This is a genomic window from Salmonella sp. SJTUF15581 (assembly GCF_043356775.1).
Lineage (GTDB): Bacteria > Pseudomonadota > Gammaproteobacteria > Enterobacterales > Enterobacteriaceae > Salmonella > Salmonella enterica.
In genome coordinates, this window is sequence record NZ_JBEUJY010000003.1 from 175191 (window position 1) to 192014 (window position 16824).

The 16824-nt window shown below is 52.7% G+C and carries 20 protein-coding genes; 8 read left to right on the forward strand and 12 right to left on the reverse strand.

Features of this window, described 5'->3' with window-relative positions:
• Window positions 1–249: 249 nt before the first annotated feature.
• Window positions 250–1455 carry a purine nucleoside transporter PunC gene (gene punC / locus ABVN36_RS07730; protein WP_023138184.1) on the reverse strand — a complete coding sequence of 402 codons (1206 nt, stop codon included), beginning with the start codon at window positions 1453–1455 and terminating at the stop codon, window positions 250–252.
• A gap of 112 nt (window positions 1456–1567) precedes the next feature.
• On the opposite strand from punC, the gene punR reads away from it, so the two are divergent.
• Entirely contained in the window at window positions 1568–2500 is a 933-nt protein-coding gene (punR, locus tag ABVN36_RS07735) for a DNA-binding transcriptional activator PunR (protein ID WP_000269523.1), read from the forward strand.
• On the opposite strand, the gene purR is transcribed toward punR, so the two are convergent.
• Window positions 2497–3522 (reverse strand): HTH-type transcriptional repressor PurR, encoded by a 1026-nt coding sequence (purR, locus tag ABVN36_RS07740; RefSeq protein WP_000190993.1) that lies wholly within the window; start codon window positions 3520–3522, stop codon window positions 2497–2499. The two genes, punR and purR, sit on opposite strands and share 4 nt — an antisense overlap.
• Window positions 3523–3817: 295 nt before the next feature.
• On the opposite strand from purR, the gene ABVN36_RS07745 reads away from it, so the two are divergent.
• Complete coding sequence (locus tag ABVN36_RS07745; protein ID WP_000102277.1) at window positions 3818–3907, forward strand: YnhF family membrane protein; 90 nt, start codon at window positions 3818–3820, stop codon at window positions 3905–3907.
• 82 nt (window positions 3908–3989) lie between these two features.
• Here ABVN36_RS07745 and sodB read toward each other — a convergent pair whose 3' ends face one another.
• Together sodB and ABVN36_RS07755 are read right to left on the reverse strand one after the other, a co-directional pair.
• Window positions 3990–4571: a superoxide dismutase [Fe] gene (gene sodB, locus ABVN36_RS07750; protein ID WP_000007299.1), complete on the reverse strand. Its 582-nt coding sequence runs from the start codon at window positions 4569–4571 to the stop codon at window positions 3990–3992.
• A gap of 126 nt (window positions 4572–4697) precedes the next feature.
• Window positions 4698–5519 carry a C40 family peptidase gene (locus ABVN36_RS07755; RefSeq protein WP_023138185.1) on the reverse strand — a complete coding sequence of 274 codons (822 nt, stop codon included), beginning with the start codon at window positions 5517–5519 and terminating at the stop codon, window positions 4698–4700.
• A gap of 334 nt (window positions 5520–5853) precedes the next feature.
• On the opposite strand from ABVN36_RS07755, the gene grxD reads away from it, so the two are divergent.
• On the forward strand, window positions 5854–6201 hold the full coding sequence (gene grxD / locus ABVN36_RS07760; RefSeq protein WP_000108176.1) for a monothiol glutaredoxin 4: 348 nt from the start codon (window positions 5854–5856) through the stop codon (window positions 6199–6201).
• A 77-nt stretch (window positions 6202–6278) separates the two neighbouring features.
• On the opposite strand, the gene rnt is transcribed toward grxD, so the two are convergent.
• The 4 genes from rnt to ABVN36_RS07780 all read right to left on the reverse strand — a co-directional run bounded on the left by rnt (window position 6279) and on the right by ABVN36_RS07780 (window position 9258).
• Window positions 6279–6926, reverse strand: a complete 648-nt coding sequence (rnt, locus tag ABVN36_RS07765) for a ribonuclease T (protein WP_001282272.1) — start codon at window positions 6924–6926, stop codon at window positions 6279–6281.
• 100 nt (window positions 6927–7026) lie between these two features.
• A complete protein-coding gene (gene gloA / locus ABVN36_RS07770) occupies window positions 7027–7434 on the reverse strand; it encodes a lactoylglutathione lyase (protein ID WP_001237787.1) in 408 nt (135 codons plus the stop codon).
• Window positions 7435–7502: 68 nt separating this feature from the next.
• Window positions 7503–8600, reverse strand: a complete 1098-nt coding sequence (locus ABVN36_RS07775; protein WP_000092946.1) for an alkene reductase — start codon at window positions 8598–8600, stop codon at window positions 7503–7505.
• Window positions 8601–8661: 61 nt separating this feature from the next.
• Window positions 8662–9258: a TetR/AcrR family transcriptional regulator gene (locus ABVN36_RS07780; protein WP_023138186.1), complete on the reverse strand. Its 597-nt coding sequence runs from the start codon at window positions 9256–9258 to the stop codon at window positions 8662–8664.
• Between the two features lie 102 nt (window positions 9259–9360).
• Between ABVN36_RS07780 and ABVN36_RS07785 the strand changes: the two genes are divergently transcribed.
• The 3 genes from ABVN36_RS07785 to sodC2 all read left to right on the forward strand — a co-directional run bounded on the left by ABVN36_RS07785 (window position 9361) and on the right by sodC2 (window position 11148).
• On the forward strand, window positions 9361–9600 hold the full coding sequence (locus ABVN36_RS07785; RefSeq protein ID WP_001538148.1) for a DUF1289 domain-containing protein: 240 nt from the start codon (window positions 9361–9363) through the stop codon (window positions 9598–9600).
• A 50-nt stretch (window positions 9601–9650) separates the two neighbouring features.
• Window positions 9651–10547: an aldo/keto reductase family oxidoreductase gene (locus tag ABVN36_RS07790; RefSeq protein WP_000250721.1), complete on the forward strand. Its 897-nt coding sequence runs from the start codon at window positions 9651–9653 to the stop codon at window positions 10545–10547.
• A 79-nt stretch (window positions 10548–10626) separates the two neighbouring features.
• Complete coding sequence (gene sodC2 / locus ABVN36_RS07795) at window positions 10627–11148, forward strand: superoxide dismutase [Cu-Zn] SodC2 (protein ID WP_023138187.1); 522 nt, start codon at window positions 10627–10629, stop codon at window positions 11146–11148.
• Here sodC2 and ABVN36_RS07800 read toward each other — a convergent pair.
• From ABVN36_RS07800 to ABVN36_RS07810, 3 genes are read right to left on the reverse strand one after another with little or no spacing between them, the layout of a single operon-like run.
• Window positions 11124–13163: an FUSC family protein gene (locus ABVN36_RS07800; RefSeq protein WP_000777612.1), complete on the reverse strand. Its 2040-nt coding sequence runs from the start codon at window positions 13161–13163 to the stop codon at window positions 11124–11126. The two genes, sodC2 and ABVN36_RS07800, sit on opposite strands and share 25 nt — an antisense overlap.
• Entirely contained in the window at window positions 13163–14023 is an 861-nt protein-coding gene (locus tag ABVN36_RS07805; protein WP_001538147.1) for an HlyD family secretion protein, read from the reverse strand. The genes ABVN36_RS07800 and ABVN36_RS07805 overlap by 1 nt, the downstream gene beginning before the upstream one ends.
• 2 nt (window positions 14024–14025) lie before the next feature.
• On the reverse strand, window positions 14026–14262 hold the full coding sequence (locus ABVN36_RS07810; protein ID WP_000649755.1) for a DUF1656 domain-containing protein: 237 nt from the start codon (window positions 14260–14262) through the stop codon (window positions 14026–14028).
• A 194-nt stretch (window positions 14263–14456) separates the two neighbouring features.
• On the opposite strand from ABVN36_RS07810, the gene slyA reads away from it, so the two are divergent.
• Window positions 14457–14897 (forward strand): transcriptional regulator SlyA, encoded by a 441-nt coding sequence (slyA, locus tag ABVN36_RS07815; RefSeq protein ID WP_000764554.1) that lies wholly within the window; start codon window positions 14457–14459, stop codon window positions 14895–14897.
• A gap of 47 nt (window positions 14898–14944) precedes the next feature.
• Here the strand turns inward: slyA and slyB are convergent, their stop codons facing one another.
• Complete coding sequence (gene slyB, locus ABVN36_RS07820; RefSeq protein WP_000597179.1) at window positions 14945–15412, reverse strand: outer membrane lipoprotein SlyB; 468 nt, start codon at window positions 15410–15412, stop codon at window positions 14945–14947.
• 272 nt (window positions 15413–15684) lie between these two features.
• Here slyB and anmK point away from each other — a divergent pair, with 272 nt between their 5' ends.
• Entirely contained in the window at window positions 15685–16806 is a 1122-nt protein-coding gene (gene anmK / locus ABVN36_RS07825) for an anhydro-N-acetylmuramic acid kinase (RefSeq protein ID WP_000835021.1), read from the forward strand.
• The last annotated feature ends 18 nt before the right edge of the window (window positions 16807–16824 follow it).

A 16824-nucleotide genomic window follows, 5' to 3' on the forward strand; every position in this document is an offset into this window, starting at 1 on the left:
GCGTAGACGCTTTTTTGGCTTTGTGAGAAATCCCACGGGCAATTCCGTGAGCCAGTTATCCGACGTAGAACAGAGGAAGGGAGGAACCCTTGCCGAAAAGGCCATCCATGGTGAATCGGGAACGCTCCGGTTCCCGTTAATGCCTAATAATTATCGTAATATAAACAACCGTGAATCAGTATAGGCCGCAATTTTTGATGATTCAACCGAAAATTGTTAGCGTGCTAATTACCAGCGGTTAACAAGCTTTTAGTGAGACTTGTCGTGGGCGACATTGGCATGAGGAAACCCGGTCTCAGCGCACTCTGCATGAGACTGCATTTTGTAGCCTAACGCCGCCAGAACAACGGTAGAGAGCATTACGCTGGTGGTGGTCAGCAGCGGCGTGCTGATGAGCCATGAAACCACCAGGCTTGCCAGGAAACATAACCCCAGCTGCAGCGTATTTTGTAGCGCCGCAGCGCGTCCCGTGGCTTGAGGGAAAGGGCGTAACGCTTGCGCGACGACGATAGGGTAAATTGCGCCATTAGCAATCGCCATTACGCAGAAAGGAATCAGGATCTCCACCAGTGAGGCATTATTCAGAAGGCCCGCTCCCCAGGTGGCGATAACGCTCAGCGCGTACAGCCCTAACAGCCACGGAAGCAATTGGTAGCCCTGCCATTTTTGTAGCGCCGCGCGGCAACCATATCCGCCAATCAGAAAAGCGATGGTTTGCGGAACATAGCTCAGGCCAATCACTGCCGGGCTGTAACCCATCGTGCTGAGAATAAACGGCGACCCTGTTAGCCACGCAAAAAAGCTGGCGGAACAGGCGGCATAAATCAGCACATTACCGCGATAGGTTTTAGAGCGTAACAACGTCGCGAAAGTGAGTTTATCCTGTCCTTCGGTACGCGCTTTTACCGATGGTTTTAAGCGCAGCGCCGGCAACATCAGCAACAACGTAATCACGAACAGGGTGGCGAAAATCGCCTGCCATGAGAAATGCGTCAGTATCCAGCTTCCCAGTAAGGGCGCAAGCGCCGGGGATAATCCCACCAGTGGCATGATAGTGGCGAAGATACGGTTAATTTTTTGCGAAGGATAATAATCGGTCACCAGCGCTTGCCAGATTACCGTTGCCGCACAAACGCCGACGGCCTGCACAAAGCGCAGCGTCAGCAGTGCTGCCGCGCTTTCTACCCACAGCATCCCCAGACTTCCGAGTGCAAAGATAGATAACCCCAGCAGTAAAATCGGTTTACGGCCATAACGATCCGATAGCGGTCCCCAGAGGAGTTGCGCGACGGCAAAGCCAGCTAAAAACAGGCTGAGGCTGGCGCTGACCGCGGCGGCAGGCGTTTGTAAATCCGCCTGTATGGCGGCAAACGCGGGCAGGTACATGTCCGTAGCCAGAAATCCCAGCACGCTAAGACCGGCTAACCAGACTAAAAAACCTTTTCCAGGTTGCATATTTGTTTCTCTTTCTTATCAGACAGACATTGTCGCAGAGTGTAGGGAGTGAAATTACGGTTGTGAAACGTTAATATTTGTCCAGTGAATTCAAAATTTTTGTAGGCAAATTATGTGGTCGGAATACTCGCTTGAAGTGGTTGACGCCGTGGCGCGCAATGGCAGTTTTAGCGCGGCGGCGCAGGAACTGCACCGTGTGCCTTCAGCAGTCAGTTACACCGTTCGTCAGTTAGAGGAGTGGCTGGCCGTACCGCTTTTTGTACGACGTCACCGTGATGTTGAACTGACGCCTGCTGGCGTCTGGTTTTTAAAAGAAGGGCGTTCTGTTATCAAAAAAATGCAGATCACTCGCCAGCAGTGTCAGCAAATTGCTAATGGCTGGCGCGGGCAGTTAGCTATTGCGGTGGACAATATCGTCAGACCAGAACGTACCCGGCAGATGATCGTCGATTTCTATCGCCATTTTGACGATGTGGAACTGCTGGTTTTTCAGGAGGTGTTTAACGGCGTCTGGGACGCGCTCTCCGACGGGCGTGTCGAACTGGCGATTGGGGCGACGCAGGCGATTCCGGTAGGGGGGCGTTACGCTTTTCGGGATATGGGGACCCTGAGCTGGAGCTGCGTAGTGGCAAGCGATCACCCGCTGGCGTCGATGCCTGGGCCGTTAAGCGATGATACCCTGCGCAACTGGCCGTCGCTGGTCAGGGAAGACACTTCGCGAACCTTACCGAAACGGATTACCTGGCTGCTGGATAACCAAAAAAGGGTCGTCGTACCGGACTGGGAGTCATCGGCAACCTGCCTGTCGGCAGGACTATGCGTGGGAATGGTGCCGACGCATTTTGCCCGACAGTGGATAGACAGCGGAAAATGGGTGGCGCTGACGTTAGAGAATCCGTTTCCCGATGCGGCCTGTTGCGTGACGTGGCAGCAAAACGAAGCCTCGCCCGCGCTGGCATGGCTGCTGGACTATTTGGGCGATAGCGAAACGTTGAATCGGGAGTGGCTGCGGGAGCCAGAAGAGGCTCCCGACAGCGGGGATTAACGCCGATAGTCGCGAAACGGGCCGTCAGCGACCGAGCGACGCTCAACCAGGCGTGGATGAACTTCAATAGACTGTGACTCTTCACGCTTATTGACGATGCGATCCAATAGCATATTAAATGCGGTTTCGCCTAAAGAGTCTTTGGGCTGGTGAATCGTCGTCAGCGCCGGGGTAAAGTAACGGGCGTTACGCACATTGTCATAACCGATCACCGAAACGTCCTGCGGTACGCGAAGCCCCATTTCGTCAGCCGCGCAAAGCGCGCCCATCGCCATAATATCGCCGCCGCAGAAAACGGCGGTAGGGCGATGTGACTGCGATAAAATTTGCTGCATCGCGTGGTAACCGGATTCCGGCTCGAAGTCGCCCTGAACAATCCAGTTGTCCGGCACGTTGATCAGCGCCTCCTCCATGGCTTTCATAAAGCCTGCCAGCCGGCCCGCGCCGGTGTTGCGCTCCAGCGGGCCGGGAATAACGCCGATATCCCGGTGGCCGCGCTCAACCAGATAACGACCCGCCATATAGCCGCCTGCAAAGGCGTTATCAATCACCGTGTCGGTAAAATCGGCCTTCGCTTCACCCCAGTCCATCACCACCATCGGAATATGGCGATACTCTTCCAGCATGGAAAGCAGAGGTTCTGGATACTCAGAACACATCACCAGCAGGCCATCCACGCGCTTTTGCGCCATCATGGACAGGTAGGCGCGCTGTTTTTCCAGGTTATTCCAGGCGTTGCCTAAAATCAGCGTATAGCCTTTCTGGAAACAGTTTTTTTCAACTGCCTCGATAATTTCGGCAAAATAGGCCGCTTCGCTGCTGGTCGCCAGTAAGCCTATCGACTTGGTATGGTTAACCTTCAGGCTACGCGCGACGGCGCTGGGAGAGTAGTGCAGCTCTTTAATTGCCGCCCAGACCGCGTTACGCGTTTCTTCAGCGACAAAACGCGTTTTGTTGATTACGTGTGATACAGTTGTAGTGGAAACGTTTGCTCGTTTCGCTACATCTTTAATTGTTGCCATTACATTTCACTCCAGACCCTCGCTAAGCTCCTGAGAAACGCCAGGTAAACGTTTGCCTACACACACCCTAATCGCAACATCAGGGTTGCGGCACGCCGGAAAAACGACACGGAACGTCAGGAAGGGGTCAATGGCCGTTACGCTAATTCAGTAAGCCTGGAATTTTGTCTGATCTTGAGGAAAAGGGGAAGCGTTAAAAACAGTTATCAATATAAAACATGAGAGATTTTTGTGCGGGAATGTGCAAAAATGCGCTATATCACTTTTTGTGTGGGAATAAAAAGGAGAAAACTTGATGAGTACCGACCTGAAATTTTCGTTGATTACTACGCTGATTGTTCTGGGCGTGATTGTCGCAGGTGGATTAACGGCCGCTCTGCACTGATTTCCTCTCTTCTGAGGGTGGGCGTCTCCTCTATTCTATCCCTCTCTAAAACGCAGAAGGCGTACCTTCTGCGTACTCAGACTTATGCGGCGAGATTTTTCGCAACAAATTCCCAGTTAACCAGCGCCCAGAAATGCTCCAGATAGTTTGGACGGGCGTTGCGGTAGTCGATGTAATACGCGTGTTCCCACACATCAACCGTCAGCAACGGCGTTGCATCCGTAGTCAGCGGCGTACCGGCATTTGAGGTAGAAACGATAGCCAGTTTGCCATCAGCGCTTTTTACCAGCCATGTCCATCCGGAACCAAAGTTTTTGATAGCGGCATCGGTGAACTGCGCTTTAAATTCCGCGAAGCTGCCAAAAGATGCCGCGATAGCATCAGCCAGTTTCCCGGTCGGTTCGCCGCCAGCGTTTGGCGCCAGGCAGTTCCAGTAGAAGGTGTGGTTCCACACCTGAGCGGCGTTATTAAAGATGCCGCCTTCGGAAGTGCGCACGATCTCTTCCAGCGATTTGCCTTCAAACGCCGTGCCTTTGATCAAATTGTTAAGATTGGTCACGTAAGTCTGATGATGTTTGCCATAGTGATATTCCAGCGTCTCAGCAGAAATATGCGGCGCCAGAGCATCTTTGGCATACGGTAATGCAGGTAATTCGAACGACATTGCTTCTCTCCTTATTATTAATATTGCGCACGCACAATAACCCTGGTGCGCGTAAGGATAGGGTAGCAAATTGAGAGGTGGCGCAAAAGAAGAAGTTATCCTGTCGTTAAACGACAGGATAAAATATTAGCGAATTGTTTTAGGTGTCATCACCCGGCGGGCGCCGACATAATGACGTTGCCAGTACTCTTCGTTCAGTGAGGTGATCTTAATTTCCTGACCGCTGCGCGGGGACTGAATAAACTTACCGTTGCCGACATAGACGCCAACGTGATCGGCGGTGCCGCGCCCCTGCGTACGAAAGAACACCAGATCGCCGTTTTTCAACTCGCTACGCTCAATGGGCGCCGCGTCACGCAGGTGATACATCTCATTCGCCGTTCGGGGGATACGGATCTTCACTAAATCTTTATAGGCATAATAAACCAGACCGCTGCAATCAAAACCGGTGCGCGGCGACGCGCCTCCCCAGTGATACGGTTTACCAATCTGGTTCATGAGTTTGGACATCGCGGTTTTCGTCGCTTTTTGTACTTTTGCACGATGCGCATCGGCAATAGAGACCGGCAATGTTCCTTTCCCCTTCACGCAGTGCGGCTTACGGCCTTTACGCGTCGTGCATTTTTCCGTTACGTCGAGGGCGGCGACTGACGTGGGCGCGGTTCTGTTACGACGATGCGTCGTATGACGAGATTTTGTGGAGGCGGTGGTACGTTTTGGCGTAGAAGCGGAAGAAGAACGGCTGGTTTTTGAGGTTTTTTTTACGTTTTTTTTGCTGGTTTTACTGATCTTTTTCGTTGTGCTTTTCTTTTTATCTGCCGTTTTCGTGACATGAGAAACAGCAGGCGTCGCTTTGGCTTGCCTGGAAGCATGGGCCATTGGCGTAAAGGGGAGAGTAGTAAAAAGTAAAGCACAGAGCGTGATCGAGATTTTGTTTATCCGCGCCACTGAGCAATCCTCTGTTAAAGGCAGGCAATTCATGCCTGCGTATGATTTACAAAACCTGATAATTCTAATCTACAAAAGCACAGATTGGTAATTGCTTTTGGTTTCTGAAGCTATGTTTCGTTAACAGATGTAAAAAAATAGCAATTAATGCTAAACACAAACGCGTTATCTACAAATCACTGCGCGGCAACCCGCTTAAAAGATATTTTGTATACAACTTATTCCCGCAGACGGTAAAATAATAAGGCATGATGAAAATGTTATTTTCCGTTGCCAGCCTGACCCGTTACAATGACAGGCTTCGGTCGTAAAAGTAGTTTAAGGAAGCGAGACAATGAGCACCACTATCGAAAAAATTCAGCGCCAGATCGCTGAAAACCCGATTCTCCTGTATATGAAAGGTTCACCGAAACTGCCAAGCTGTGGTTTCTCTGCGCAGGCCGTTCAGGCGCTTTCAGCCTGCGGGGAACGTTTTGCCTATGTTGATATCCTGCAAAACCCGGATATTCGCGCTGAATTACCGAAATACGCCAACTGGCCGACATTCCCACAACTGTGGGTGGACGGCGAGCTGGTCGGCGGGTGTGATATTGTGATTGAAATGTATCAGCGTGGCGAGCTGCAGCAGCTTATTAAAGAAACTGCGGCAAAATATAAAACTCAGGAGCCGGACGCAGAGTAATCTGTGAAAGGGGAAAGCGACCTGTAAAGGTCGCTTTTTTACCGCCATCGTGAGCAAGAGCGGCGTTGTTAGCCACGTTATTTGTCCGTCGGCAAAGGTAACGGCCAGCCGCCCAGGCGCTTCCAGCGATTGACGATTTCACAAAACAGCACCGCTGTCCGCTCGGTATCATACAAAGCGGAATGGGCCTTTTCGCCGTCAAACTCCATACCTGCCGCCAGGCACGCTTTTGATAACACCGTTTGTCCCAGCGCCAGTCCGCTCAATGCCGCAGTATCAAAGGTGACGAACGGATGAAACGGGTTACGTTTCAGCGAGGCGCGCTCTGCGGCGGCCATCATAAAACTGTGATCAAAAGTGGCGTTATGCGCGACCATAATGGCGCGGCTACAACCGCTGTCTTTGATACCTTTACGCACCATTTTGAAAATAGCGTGTAGCGCCTCATATTCACTCACCGCGCCGCGTAGCGGGTTAGAGGGATCGATACCGTTAAACGCGAGCGCTTCCGGCTGTAAGTTGGCTCCAGCGAACGGCTCCACATGGAAATGCAGCGTCGTGTCCGGCATCAGCCAGCCTTGTTCATCCATTTTCAGCGTGATGGCGGCGATTTCGAGCAGCGCATCGGTTTTAGCGTTAAATCCTGCAGTTTCAACGTCGATGACGACAGGATAAAAACCACGAAAACGGTCGCACAGACCGGAAAGTTGAGCGTTATCGGACATCTGAGTCTCTTAATACGAAAAAATGCAGCGCGTATTATGGCAAATTTTACGCCGGGATGCAGTAAAACAACGGGCGCAGTGACCTGCGCCCGGCGGGGGATCAGTTACCCAGACCGCGGCCTGCGTCTTTAGCTTCAATCAATTCGATTTTATAGCCATCCGGATCTTCAACGAAGGCGATGATGGTCGAACCGCCTTTTACCGGCCCCGCTTCACGGGTCACGTTGCCGCCGTTCTGACGAATGCGTTCACAGGCTTCAGCAGCATTGTCAACGCTCAGCGCGATGTGCCCATACGCATTGCCCATGTCGTAGCTCTCAACGCCCCAGTTATAGGTTAGTTCGATGACCGCTTCTTCCGTTTCCGGACCATATCCCACAAAGGCCAGCGAGTATTTGTATTCCGGATTCTCACTGGTACGCAGCAATTTCATGCCCAGAACGTTAGTGTAAAAAGCGATGGAACGCTGCAAATCGCCGACGCGCAGCATAGTATGCAATAAACGCATTTTCGTTGTCCTTAAAATAGTCAAGATATTCAAAGTATAGCGGCGATGTGAGGCCGCTATCAATGAAATTACAGAGTAGGGTAGTCAGTGTAGCCTTCCGCGCCGCCGCCATAAAAACTTTCGGGACGCTGTGGATTAAGTTCCGCTTTACGTTGCAGACGCGCCACCAGATCCGGGTTAGCGATGTAATCGCGACCAAACGCCACGGCGTCAATCAGCCCTTTTTCGATCAGATCTTCCGCTTTTTCTGGCGTATAGGCGCCAGCGCCGATGATGGGACCGTGGAAACGCGCGCGCACTTTTTCACGGAACGCGTCGCTGTACGGTTCGCCGCCCGCCCAGTCTGGTTCAGACATATGCAGATAAGCGATGCCGCGTTTGCCTAACGCTTCAATCAGATAAAGGGCGTCAGCTTCTTCATTCGGGCCGTTATCGACATTCTGGAAAGTGCCGACAGGAGAAAGGCGGATGCCGATACGGTCCGCGCCCCATTCCTTAATGCCGGCATCAACCACCTCCAGCACCAGACGGGCGCGATTCTCTACGCTGCCGCCGTACCGATCGGTACGGTGATTAGAAGACGGTGAGAGGAACTGGTGCAGCAGATAACCGTGCGCGGAGTGCAGCTCCACCAGATCGAAGCCTGCCTCTCGGGCATTGGCGATAGCCTGGCGGAAATCGTTGACGATCCCGGGGATCTCGTGAGTATCCAGCGCGCGCGGCGTGGAAGTTTCTACGCGGATGGCCTGGCCGTTTTCGTCACGCAAAGAGGTGCGGGTTCCCGCATTGATAGCGGATGGCGCGACGGGCGCTTGTCCGCCTGGTTGCAGGCTGGCGTGTGAAATACGGCCCGTATGCCACAGTTGCACCGCCATATGGCCGCCCTGGGTATGGACTCCCTGAGTGATTTTTTTCCAGGCGGCGATCTGCTCATCGCTGTGTAATCCCGGTGCGCCGGCATAGCCTTTCGCCTGTGCGGAGATTTGTGTGGCTTCGCTGATGATCAATCCGGCGCTGGCGCGTTGACGGTAATATTCCGCCATTAACGGCGTAGGAATGTCGCCCGGTTCAATACTCCGCAAACGCGTCAAAGGCGCCATAAATACGCGATTTGTCGCCGTGATGGCACCCACCTTGAGGGGGGTAAACAGTTTTGCTGATGACATAGTGGCTCCTGATATAAGTAGACCGGTCGTCTTGTAATAAAGGAAATAAAAACGCCTGTTACTACTCAGGCGTTGCAATGATGGTCTTAACATGCGCCAACGCATTTTCCAGCGGCGCGGCGCTACGGGATATTTTGGCCTGCAAATTGGCGCCCAGCCACAGGGCATAAAGTACCTGCGCCTGTGGCAACGGCTGGCCGGTGAAATGTAAACAGTGGCTATTACGGCCATCTTCCAGCGCGCGTGCAAGCAGTGCCATGATCTCCTGCGCCCCTTTATCCATCGTAGAGCGCATATCCTCCGACAGATCGCAGACCTCCGCTGACAGTTTCACCGTCAGGCAACCGCTAATGGCGCCTTGCTGGCAAAACTGCTTTAACGTTTCCTGATACCAGGCGAGAAGACGATCGCGATGATTACCAGGACCGGAGGTGAAGTGCGCCGTAAGACGCTGATGATAGCAGGCGTAATGTCGTTCAAGCATAGCGACGCCGAAGGCTTCTTTCGAGCGAAAGTAGTGATAAAACGACCCTTTAGGCACCTGGGCGGTTTTGAGCAACTCGCTAAGCCCCATGCCGGTAAAACCCCGTTGCATACAAAGCTGCTCGCCGGTGGCCAGCAGATGTTCGCGGGTATCGTGTTCGGTTTGCTTATTCATAGCAGGCAGTATAGTAGACCAGTCGGTCTACTGCAAGCAGAGTTGCCATAATGTCAGTTAGCGTCTTCAATAGTCATAAGCGCCAAACGTTGAGGAGGGGATGTGGCCGAGCAGTTGGAGTTTTTTCCTGTAGCAAGCCCATGTCGCGGTATCTGCCAGTCTGATGAGCGTGGCTTTTGTCGGGGCTGTATGCGCAGCCGCGACGAACGGTTTAACTGGCAAAAAATGAGCGATGCCGAGAAACAAAATGTACTGCGGCTTTGTCGCCAGCGTTTCTTGCGTAAAATACGCGCAAACAAGCCTCTCCCATCGGAAGATCCTCAACAACCTTCACTCTTTTAAACGCGGAATTGCGTATACTCAACCTCATTATTCTCTATGAGGAATCTGTTATGGTTCAGCGTGTCACTATCGCTCCACAAGGCCCGGAGTTTTCGCGTTTTGTCATGGGTTACTGGCGTTTGATGGACTGGAATATGTCCGCGCGTCAATTAGTGAGTTTTATCGAAGAACATCTGGATTTGGGCGTCACCACCGTTGACCATGCGGACATTTATGGCGGTTATCAGTGCGAAGCGGCGTTTGGCGAGGCGCTAACGCTGGCGCCGCATTTGCGGGAAAAACTGCAAATCGTTACCAAATGCGGTATTGCGACCACCGCCAGAGCGGAAAATAGGCTCGGTCATTATATTACCGATCGCCGCCATATTATTCTGAGCGCCGAACAGTCATTAAAAAATCTGGCGACAGATTATCTGGATATGTTGTTAATTCACCGTCCCGATCCGTTAATGGATGCGGATGACGTCGCCGAGGCGTTTCAACATCTGCATCAAAGCGGCAAAGTGCGCCATTTTGGCGTTTCTAATTTTACGCCAGCGCAATTTACGTTGCTGCAATCGCGCCTGCCGTTCACCCTGGCGACCAACCAGGTGGAGATCTCGCCGGTTCACCAGCCTTTGTTGCTGGACGGCACATTAGATCAATTACAGCAACTGCGTATTCGTCCGATGGCCTGGTCATGTCTTGGCGGCGGTCGGCTGTTTAATGATGAGGCTTATCAGCCGTTGCGCCAGGAACTTTCCGTTATCGCGCAAGAACTCAACGCCAGTTCTATTGAACAGGTGGTCTATGCCTGGATTTTACGTTTGCCGTCGCAGCCGCTGCCGATTATTGGCTCGGGTAAAATCGAACGCGTACGCGCCGCACTAGAAGCGGAAACGCTGTCATTGTCGCGTCAACAGTGGTTCCGAATCCGCAAGGCGGCACTGGGTTATGACGTGCCGTAATCGCCAACTCGTTGACTTTCCGTTCATGTTTTCGCCAGTGGTTTACACTTAACAGGCGACCACATGTAACGGAGGTTTTATGAAGCGATTAAGTTTAGCGATGGTGACGCTGTTGGCCTGTGCGGGTGCGCAGGCCAACAGCGAGAAAGTAGAGATGAACCTGGTGACGGCGCAAGGCGTAGGACAGTCTATCGGCACCGTCGTCATCGATGAAACCGAAGGCGGCTTAAAATTTACCCCACACCTTAAAGCGTTGCCGCCGGGCGAGCATGGTTTTCACATTCATGCCAACGGTAGCTGCCAGCCCGCGATTAAAGACGGCAAAGCGGTTGCCGCAGAAGCCGCTGGTGGTCATCTGGACCCACAAAATACCGGCAAGCATGAAGGGCCGGAAGGTCAGGGGCATCTGGGCGACCTCCCGGTGTTAGTCGTTAATAATGATGGTATCGCCACCGAACCGGTTACTGCGCCGCGTCTGAAGTCTCTTGATGAAGTGAAAGATAAAGCGCTCATGATCCATGTGGGCGGCGATAACATGTCCGATCAGCCGAAACCGCTCGGCGGCGGCGGAACGCGTTACGCCTGCGGCGTCATTAAATAACCCGGAGACAGTGTTCCCTGCGCTGGAGCCTGTTCCAGCTGCGACAGCGAACAGTGTAAACGCCAGATAATCGCCGCCAGCTCATGCGCGGCGGGTTGATGATGATGTGCGAGCGTGTCGCAGATACGCTGTAGTTCCTGTAGCGTGACGGCAAGCGGGCGTTGCTGCACGCCGCGCTCGCTCATCACATCGCGCAGCAGGGATATACAAATATCCCGCACCCGGGAAAGCGGATCGGAACGCGACTCCCAGGCGCGCAGCTGCCACACCACATGCGAGCAGTTCAGCAGTACCACTCCCCAACGTAATAACCACCGGCGCGCCAGCGCATCCTGGCTATTGCTGAGCTGACTGACGTGATGATAGGTCAGCGATTCAAACTCGCTTTCGCTATGGGAAGGGTGACGGCTAAGCTGATCGACGAAATCCCGGCGTAGCGCGCGGATATGGCGGCGGCTTTTTACGGCATCGGAACCGGGGCGCAAAATCGCAAACGCCAGCCAGGAAATCGCGACGCCGACGATCTTGGCGGTATTATCGTTAAGGAAGTCGGCGAAGTCGTACACCGGCGGATTGGTCACGGCGATGAATGAGCCCATAAAAACGATAAGCTGCCCCCACAGTCCCGCCAGCTTAGGCATCTGCAGTTTAAGCAGTTGCATCGTGACGAACAGCGGAAAAAGGAAAAGCAAGAATTGCCACAGATCGGTGATTTGCACCATCAGGCCAAATTTCACCACGAAGCTGAATAAGGACAGCAGCACTAAAGTACGCATCAATAAGGTGAGCGACTTAAACGGAGTGGCGACGATGGAGTAGAGAACGCAACTGATCGCCGCCAGGGTTAATGCGCCGGGCCCGGATTCCCATTGCGCGCCAATACTCCAGGCGCCAATCACCGTGAGCGTGCAAAAGGTACGTACGCCGCTCCAGATGGCCTCTGCGTTATCCGTATGCCGTGCAAGGCCGGGAGTGCGGCGGATATGGATTTGATCCACCGGCGCGCCGCTTTCGATCAGATATAACTGGCGGCTGCTGCGCAGATATAAGTGGCAAAAATAGCGTAATCGCTGCCAGAACGCGAGGTGACGATAATCCTGTTCATCCTGCGGGCGTAGCGGCGCAATAATCCGCGCCACGGTGTAGCTGTCCGCGCGCGGTTTCGCTAGCGCGGCTAAGAGTTGTTCAATAACTTCGCGGCTGTTTTCCGGCGGCGTCGGCCAGTTTAAAAGCATTCTACGCAGACTGGAGATCACGCTGGTTAGCCGTAATTGCTGGTGTAACAATGCATTTAGCAATGCATTCTGGCGGCGAAAACGGTAGTGACTCCAGAAGGCCTGAATACGCAGCAGGTTCATGGTCAGGATTTGCCCAATCACGCCCTCATGCGCGGAGCGGATAGCGTCGGTAGTCTCCGGCTGCCACAGTAGACTGGCATGTTCCAGCAAGCGCGCATGCATGTTTTTCAACGCGGTGAGCAGGGCAGTGCCATCGGATGTGCTGGGTAGGATCATCATCATCATGCCGCCACAGAGGATGCCGACGATAACTTCACATACACGTGCCTGGGCGATATCCCACAACTGCGTGATTTCTACAATATTAACCATCGGGAACGCGATGATCGCCGCCGTGTAGCCGGACAACTGGAAAGCATAAGCGGCATTATTGGTAAAATGCGCGCAGGCCCAGGTACAAAAACCGATCCAGGCGGCCATGCTAAATAAGAACAACCAGGGTTCATTCAGCGTATGGCCGGCAATAATCAACGCGGCGGTCGCGCCGAGTAAACTCCCGGCAATACGCCCCAGACTTTTACTGATTACGCCGCCTACGGTCGGAAAGCTCACCACTGCGGCCGAAGTCATCGCCCAGTAGGGCTCATCCAGATTGAGATAATAAGCGAATGTCAGCGCGAGACACATGGCAATGGTATTGCGCAACGCGTAACGCCACTGGCCGGAGGTCGCTTTAAACCAGGGCGTATTTCGCAGGGCCGGCAGGGAGAGTTTCATTACCGCTGTCCAATGGCTACGCTGCAGGTAGTGCCGGAGACGAGCGTGATATCCTGCGGCAAAGCGTCAAATTCGATACGTACCGGTACGCGTTGCGCCAGACGTACCCACGGTACGTTGGGTTTGATATCGGGCACTAAACCGGAGTCACTTTCCACGCTTTGGTCGTAAATAGCGCGCCCGATACTGCCAACGTGACCCTGTAACTTAACATTGCCACTATACAGTGTTATTAATGCAGGCTCACCTTCGCGGATATGGCGTAGTTTGGTTTCTTCGAAATATCCCATTACATAAAATGAATGGCTATCTACCAGGGCGAAAAGCGGCTTACCGGTACTGGCATAATCACCGGTACGCGTGGAAAGGTTGGTCACCCAGCCGGATACCGGCGCTTTTACTTCCGTCTGGCTAAGCTGCCACTGCGCCTGTTTTAACGTCGCCAGTGCGACATCTACGCTGGCCTGCATCGCTTTAACATTCAGATTGGCGCTATCCAGATCTTCAGCAGAGATGTAGTTACGCGATAAATGTCGACGTCGATCGGCTTCATTATTCGCTTTTGCCAGATCGGACTGCGCTTTGGCCAACTGCGCCTGCGCGTTAAGTTCTGCAATATGGAAGGGCGTTTTATCAATGACAAAGAGAACGTCCCCGGCGTTGACGAACTGATTATCTTTGATATTGAGTTGGGTAATGCTGCCAGAAACCTGCGGCGTTACGCTGACCTGTTCCGCGCGGATTTTACCATCGCGCGTCCACGGTGACTGCATATAGTAATTCCATAACCACCACGCGGCCAGAACGGCGACAACGGCGACAATGAGAGTAGAAAAATATTTTATTGTTTTTAACGACATATTTACCACGCGATCAGTAAAACGAGGCCCAGACATACGCAAAGCGTAAAGAGGGAGAGATCCATTAACAGGGGATGCCAGATTTCATCAGAGTATATCCGGTCACGCAGGAGTCGGTGAATAAACAACCAGATAACGAACCCAAGCGCAAAGGCTTTAAAGAATGGCGGAAAGTAAACAGATGCTCCCAACATGAGATCTTGTAAGGGCAATCCTGTGGCGTTGAGTATACACTTCACAAGCAATGTTCCTTTGCGTCAGACATCGATGCTTTAGTTTTAGCCAAAACTGAAGCTACAGGTGCCAGGTGCGCACTATGTCTGAAAAAATGTCTATTGGTAAGCAAATTTAGCAATACATTTGTTTTGAGAATACAAATACTGCACACTATTCTAAAATCAGCATAATAACTTAGCAAGCTAATTATAAGGAGATGAAATTGGAATCGCCACTAGGTTCTGATCTGGCACGGTTGGTGCGCATTTGGCGTGCTCTGATTGACCATCGCCTCAAGCCTCTGGAATTGACGCAGACACATTGGGTCACGTTGCACAATATTCATCAATTGCCGCCTGACCAGTCGCAGATTCAATTGGCTAAAGCGATAGGCATTGAGCAGCCATCGCTGGTACGCACGTTGGATCAACTTGAAGATAAGGGGCTAATTTCGCGGCAAACCTGCGCCAGCGATCGTCGCGCTAAGCGGATTAAACTGACCGAAAAAGCGGAGCCGCTGATCGCTGAGATGGAAGAGGTCATTCATAAAACGCGCGGTGAAATTTTGGCTGGGATTTCTTCAGAGGAGATTGAGCTTCTGATTAAACTTGTCGCTAAACTTGAACACAACATTATGGAATTGCACTCTCACGATTGAGGTGCAGGGGCATACGTGTGGCCATGTGACCACACGTAAAGCCTGGTTTAGCGTGGAGAGACAGTAACCTGGCTGCCGTTGCTGGCCAGCACGACACGCTGACCTGCCGAGAAACGCGTATTTCCTTGTTTCTGCACAACCATAATGGTGTTGCCATCGTCTTTACGAATTTCCAGTTCCACACCCTGGGTTTTATTCATTGCGCTCTGGACGCCCTGGCCCGCTACGCCACCAGCCACCGCGCCTGCCGCGGTCGCCAGTGAACGACCCGTACCGCCGCCGATAGTGTTGCCGAGGAATCCGCCCAACACCGCGCCGCCGATAGCGCCAATCACGTTAGAATCATCACCGCCCTGAATTTGAACCGGACGAACGTTAACGATAGTACCGTACGTTACATTCTGAACTTGTTTAGCCTCGGATGCGGTATAAACATCACCCGAAAGGCTATCATTGTTAACACACCCAGCTAAGGATAACCCCATCAGTGAAACGGCCAGTACACGTTTAATCATTTACCCATCTCCTGTTCTTCACGAAACGCTATTTCAGCATCCCTATAGCTAAATTATATGGCATTTATGCAGTTAAGGTCATATCTTCTGCCGAAAGAATGTAAAAATCATAATCAGAAGTTAATTAACTAATCTTAAACGAAGTGGGAAGCAAGAAAAGATAGGTTATTGATATCCGTGGACGGCACGGCAAAAAACGTGACGCGGGCATCGCATTGCAAAATACGTTATGCCGAGTGTTAAGGCTTAACCCAGCTTAATAAGGAAGAGGTATGAAATCGGGCCGTTTTATTGGCGTTATGTCCGGGACCAGCCTTGATGGCGTGGATGTTGTACTGGCGGCAATTGATGAAACCATGGTTGCGCAACAGGCAAGTCTCACCTGGCCCATTCCCGTTCATCTGAAAAAAGGCATTCTCGATATTTGCCAGGGACAACCGCTTACGCTCTCGCAACTCGGCCAGCTGGATACCCAGTTAGGCCGGCTTTTTGCACAGGCGGTTAATGCGCTGTTAGCGCAACAACGTTTGCAGCCGCGGGATATCGTCGCCATTGGTTGTCATGGGCAAACGGTCTGGCATGAGCCGACCGGCGAGGCCCCGCATACGCTGCAAATTGGCGATAATAATCACATCGTCGCCCATACGGGGATTACAGTGGTCGGCGATTTTCGGCGGCGGGATATTGCGCTGGGCGGACAAGGCGCGCCGCTGGTGCCCGCTTTCCATCACGCGCTGTTGGGACATCCGACGGAAAAACGTATGGTCCTGAATATCGGCGGCATCGCCAATTTATCTCTGCTTTTCCCCGGACAGGCGGTGCGCGGGTACGACACGGGGCCGGGTAATATGTTGATGGATGCGTGGATTTGGCGACAATGCGCGCAGCCCTACGACAAAGACGCGGCATGGGCGAAAGAAGGTCAGGTTATTCTTCCCTTGCTGCAAAAGATGTTGCGCGATCCGTACTTTGCTGCGTCGGCGCCCAAAAGTACAGGACGCGAATATTTCAACTATGGCTGGTTAGAGCGTCATCTTACGGCTTTCCCTGGCGCAGACGCGCGCGATGTACAGGCCACGTTGGCGGAGCTGACGGCGGTCTCCATCGCCCAACAGGTGCTGCTCAATGGCGGCTGCGAGCGGCTGATGGTCTGTGGCGGCGGAAGTCGGAATCCGTTAGTGATGGCCCGTCTGGCGGCGCTGTTGCCCGGTATCGAGGTTTCGACCACCGATAAGGCGGGGATCAGCGGCGATGATATGGAAGCGCTGGCCTTTGCATGGCTTGCCTGGCGAACGCTCGCGGGCCTGCCGGGAAATTTACCTTCCGTGACGGGGGCTACAGAAGCCAGTGTTTTAGGCGCTATTTACCCGGCTAACCCAATAACTCAGAGTTAACTGAATTTTTCCCGGACC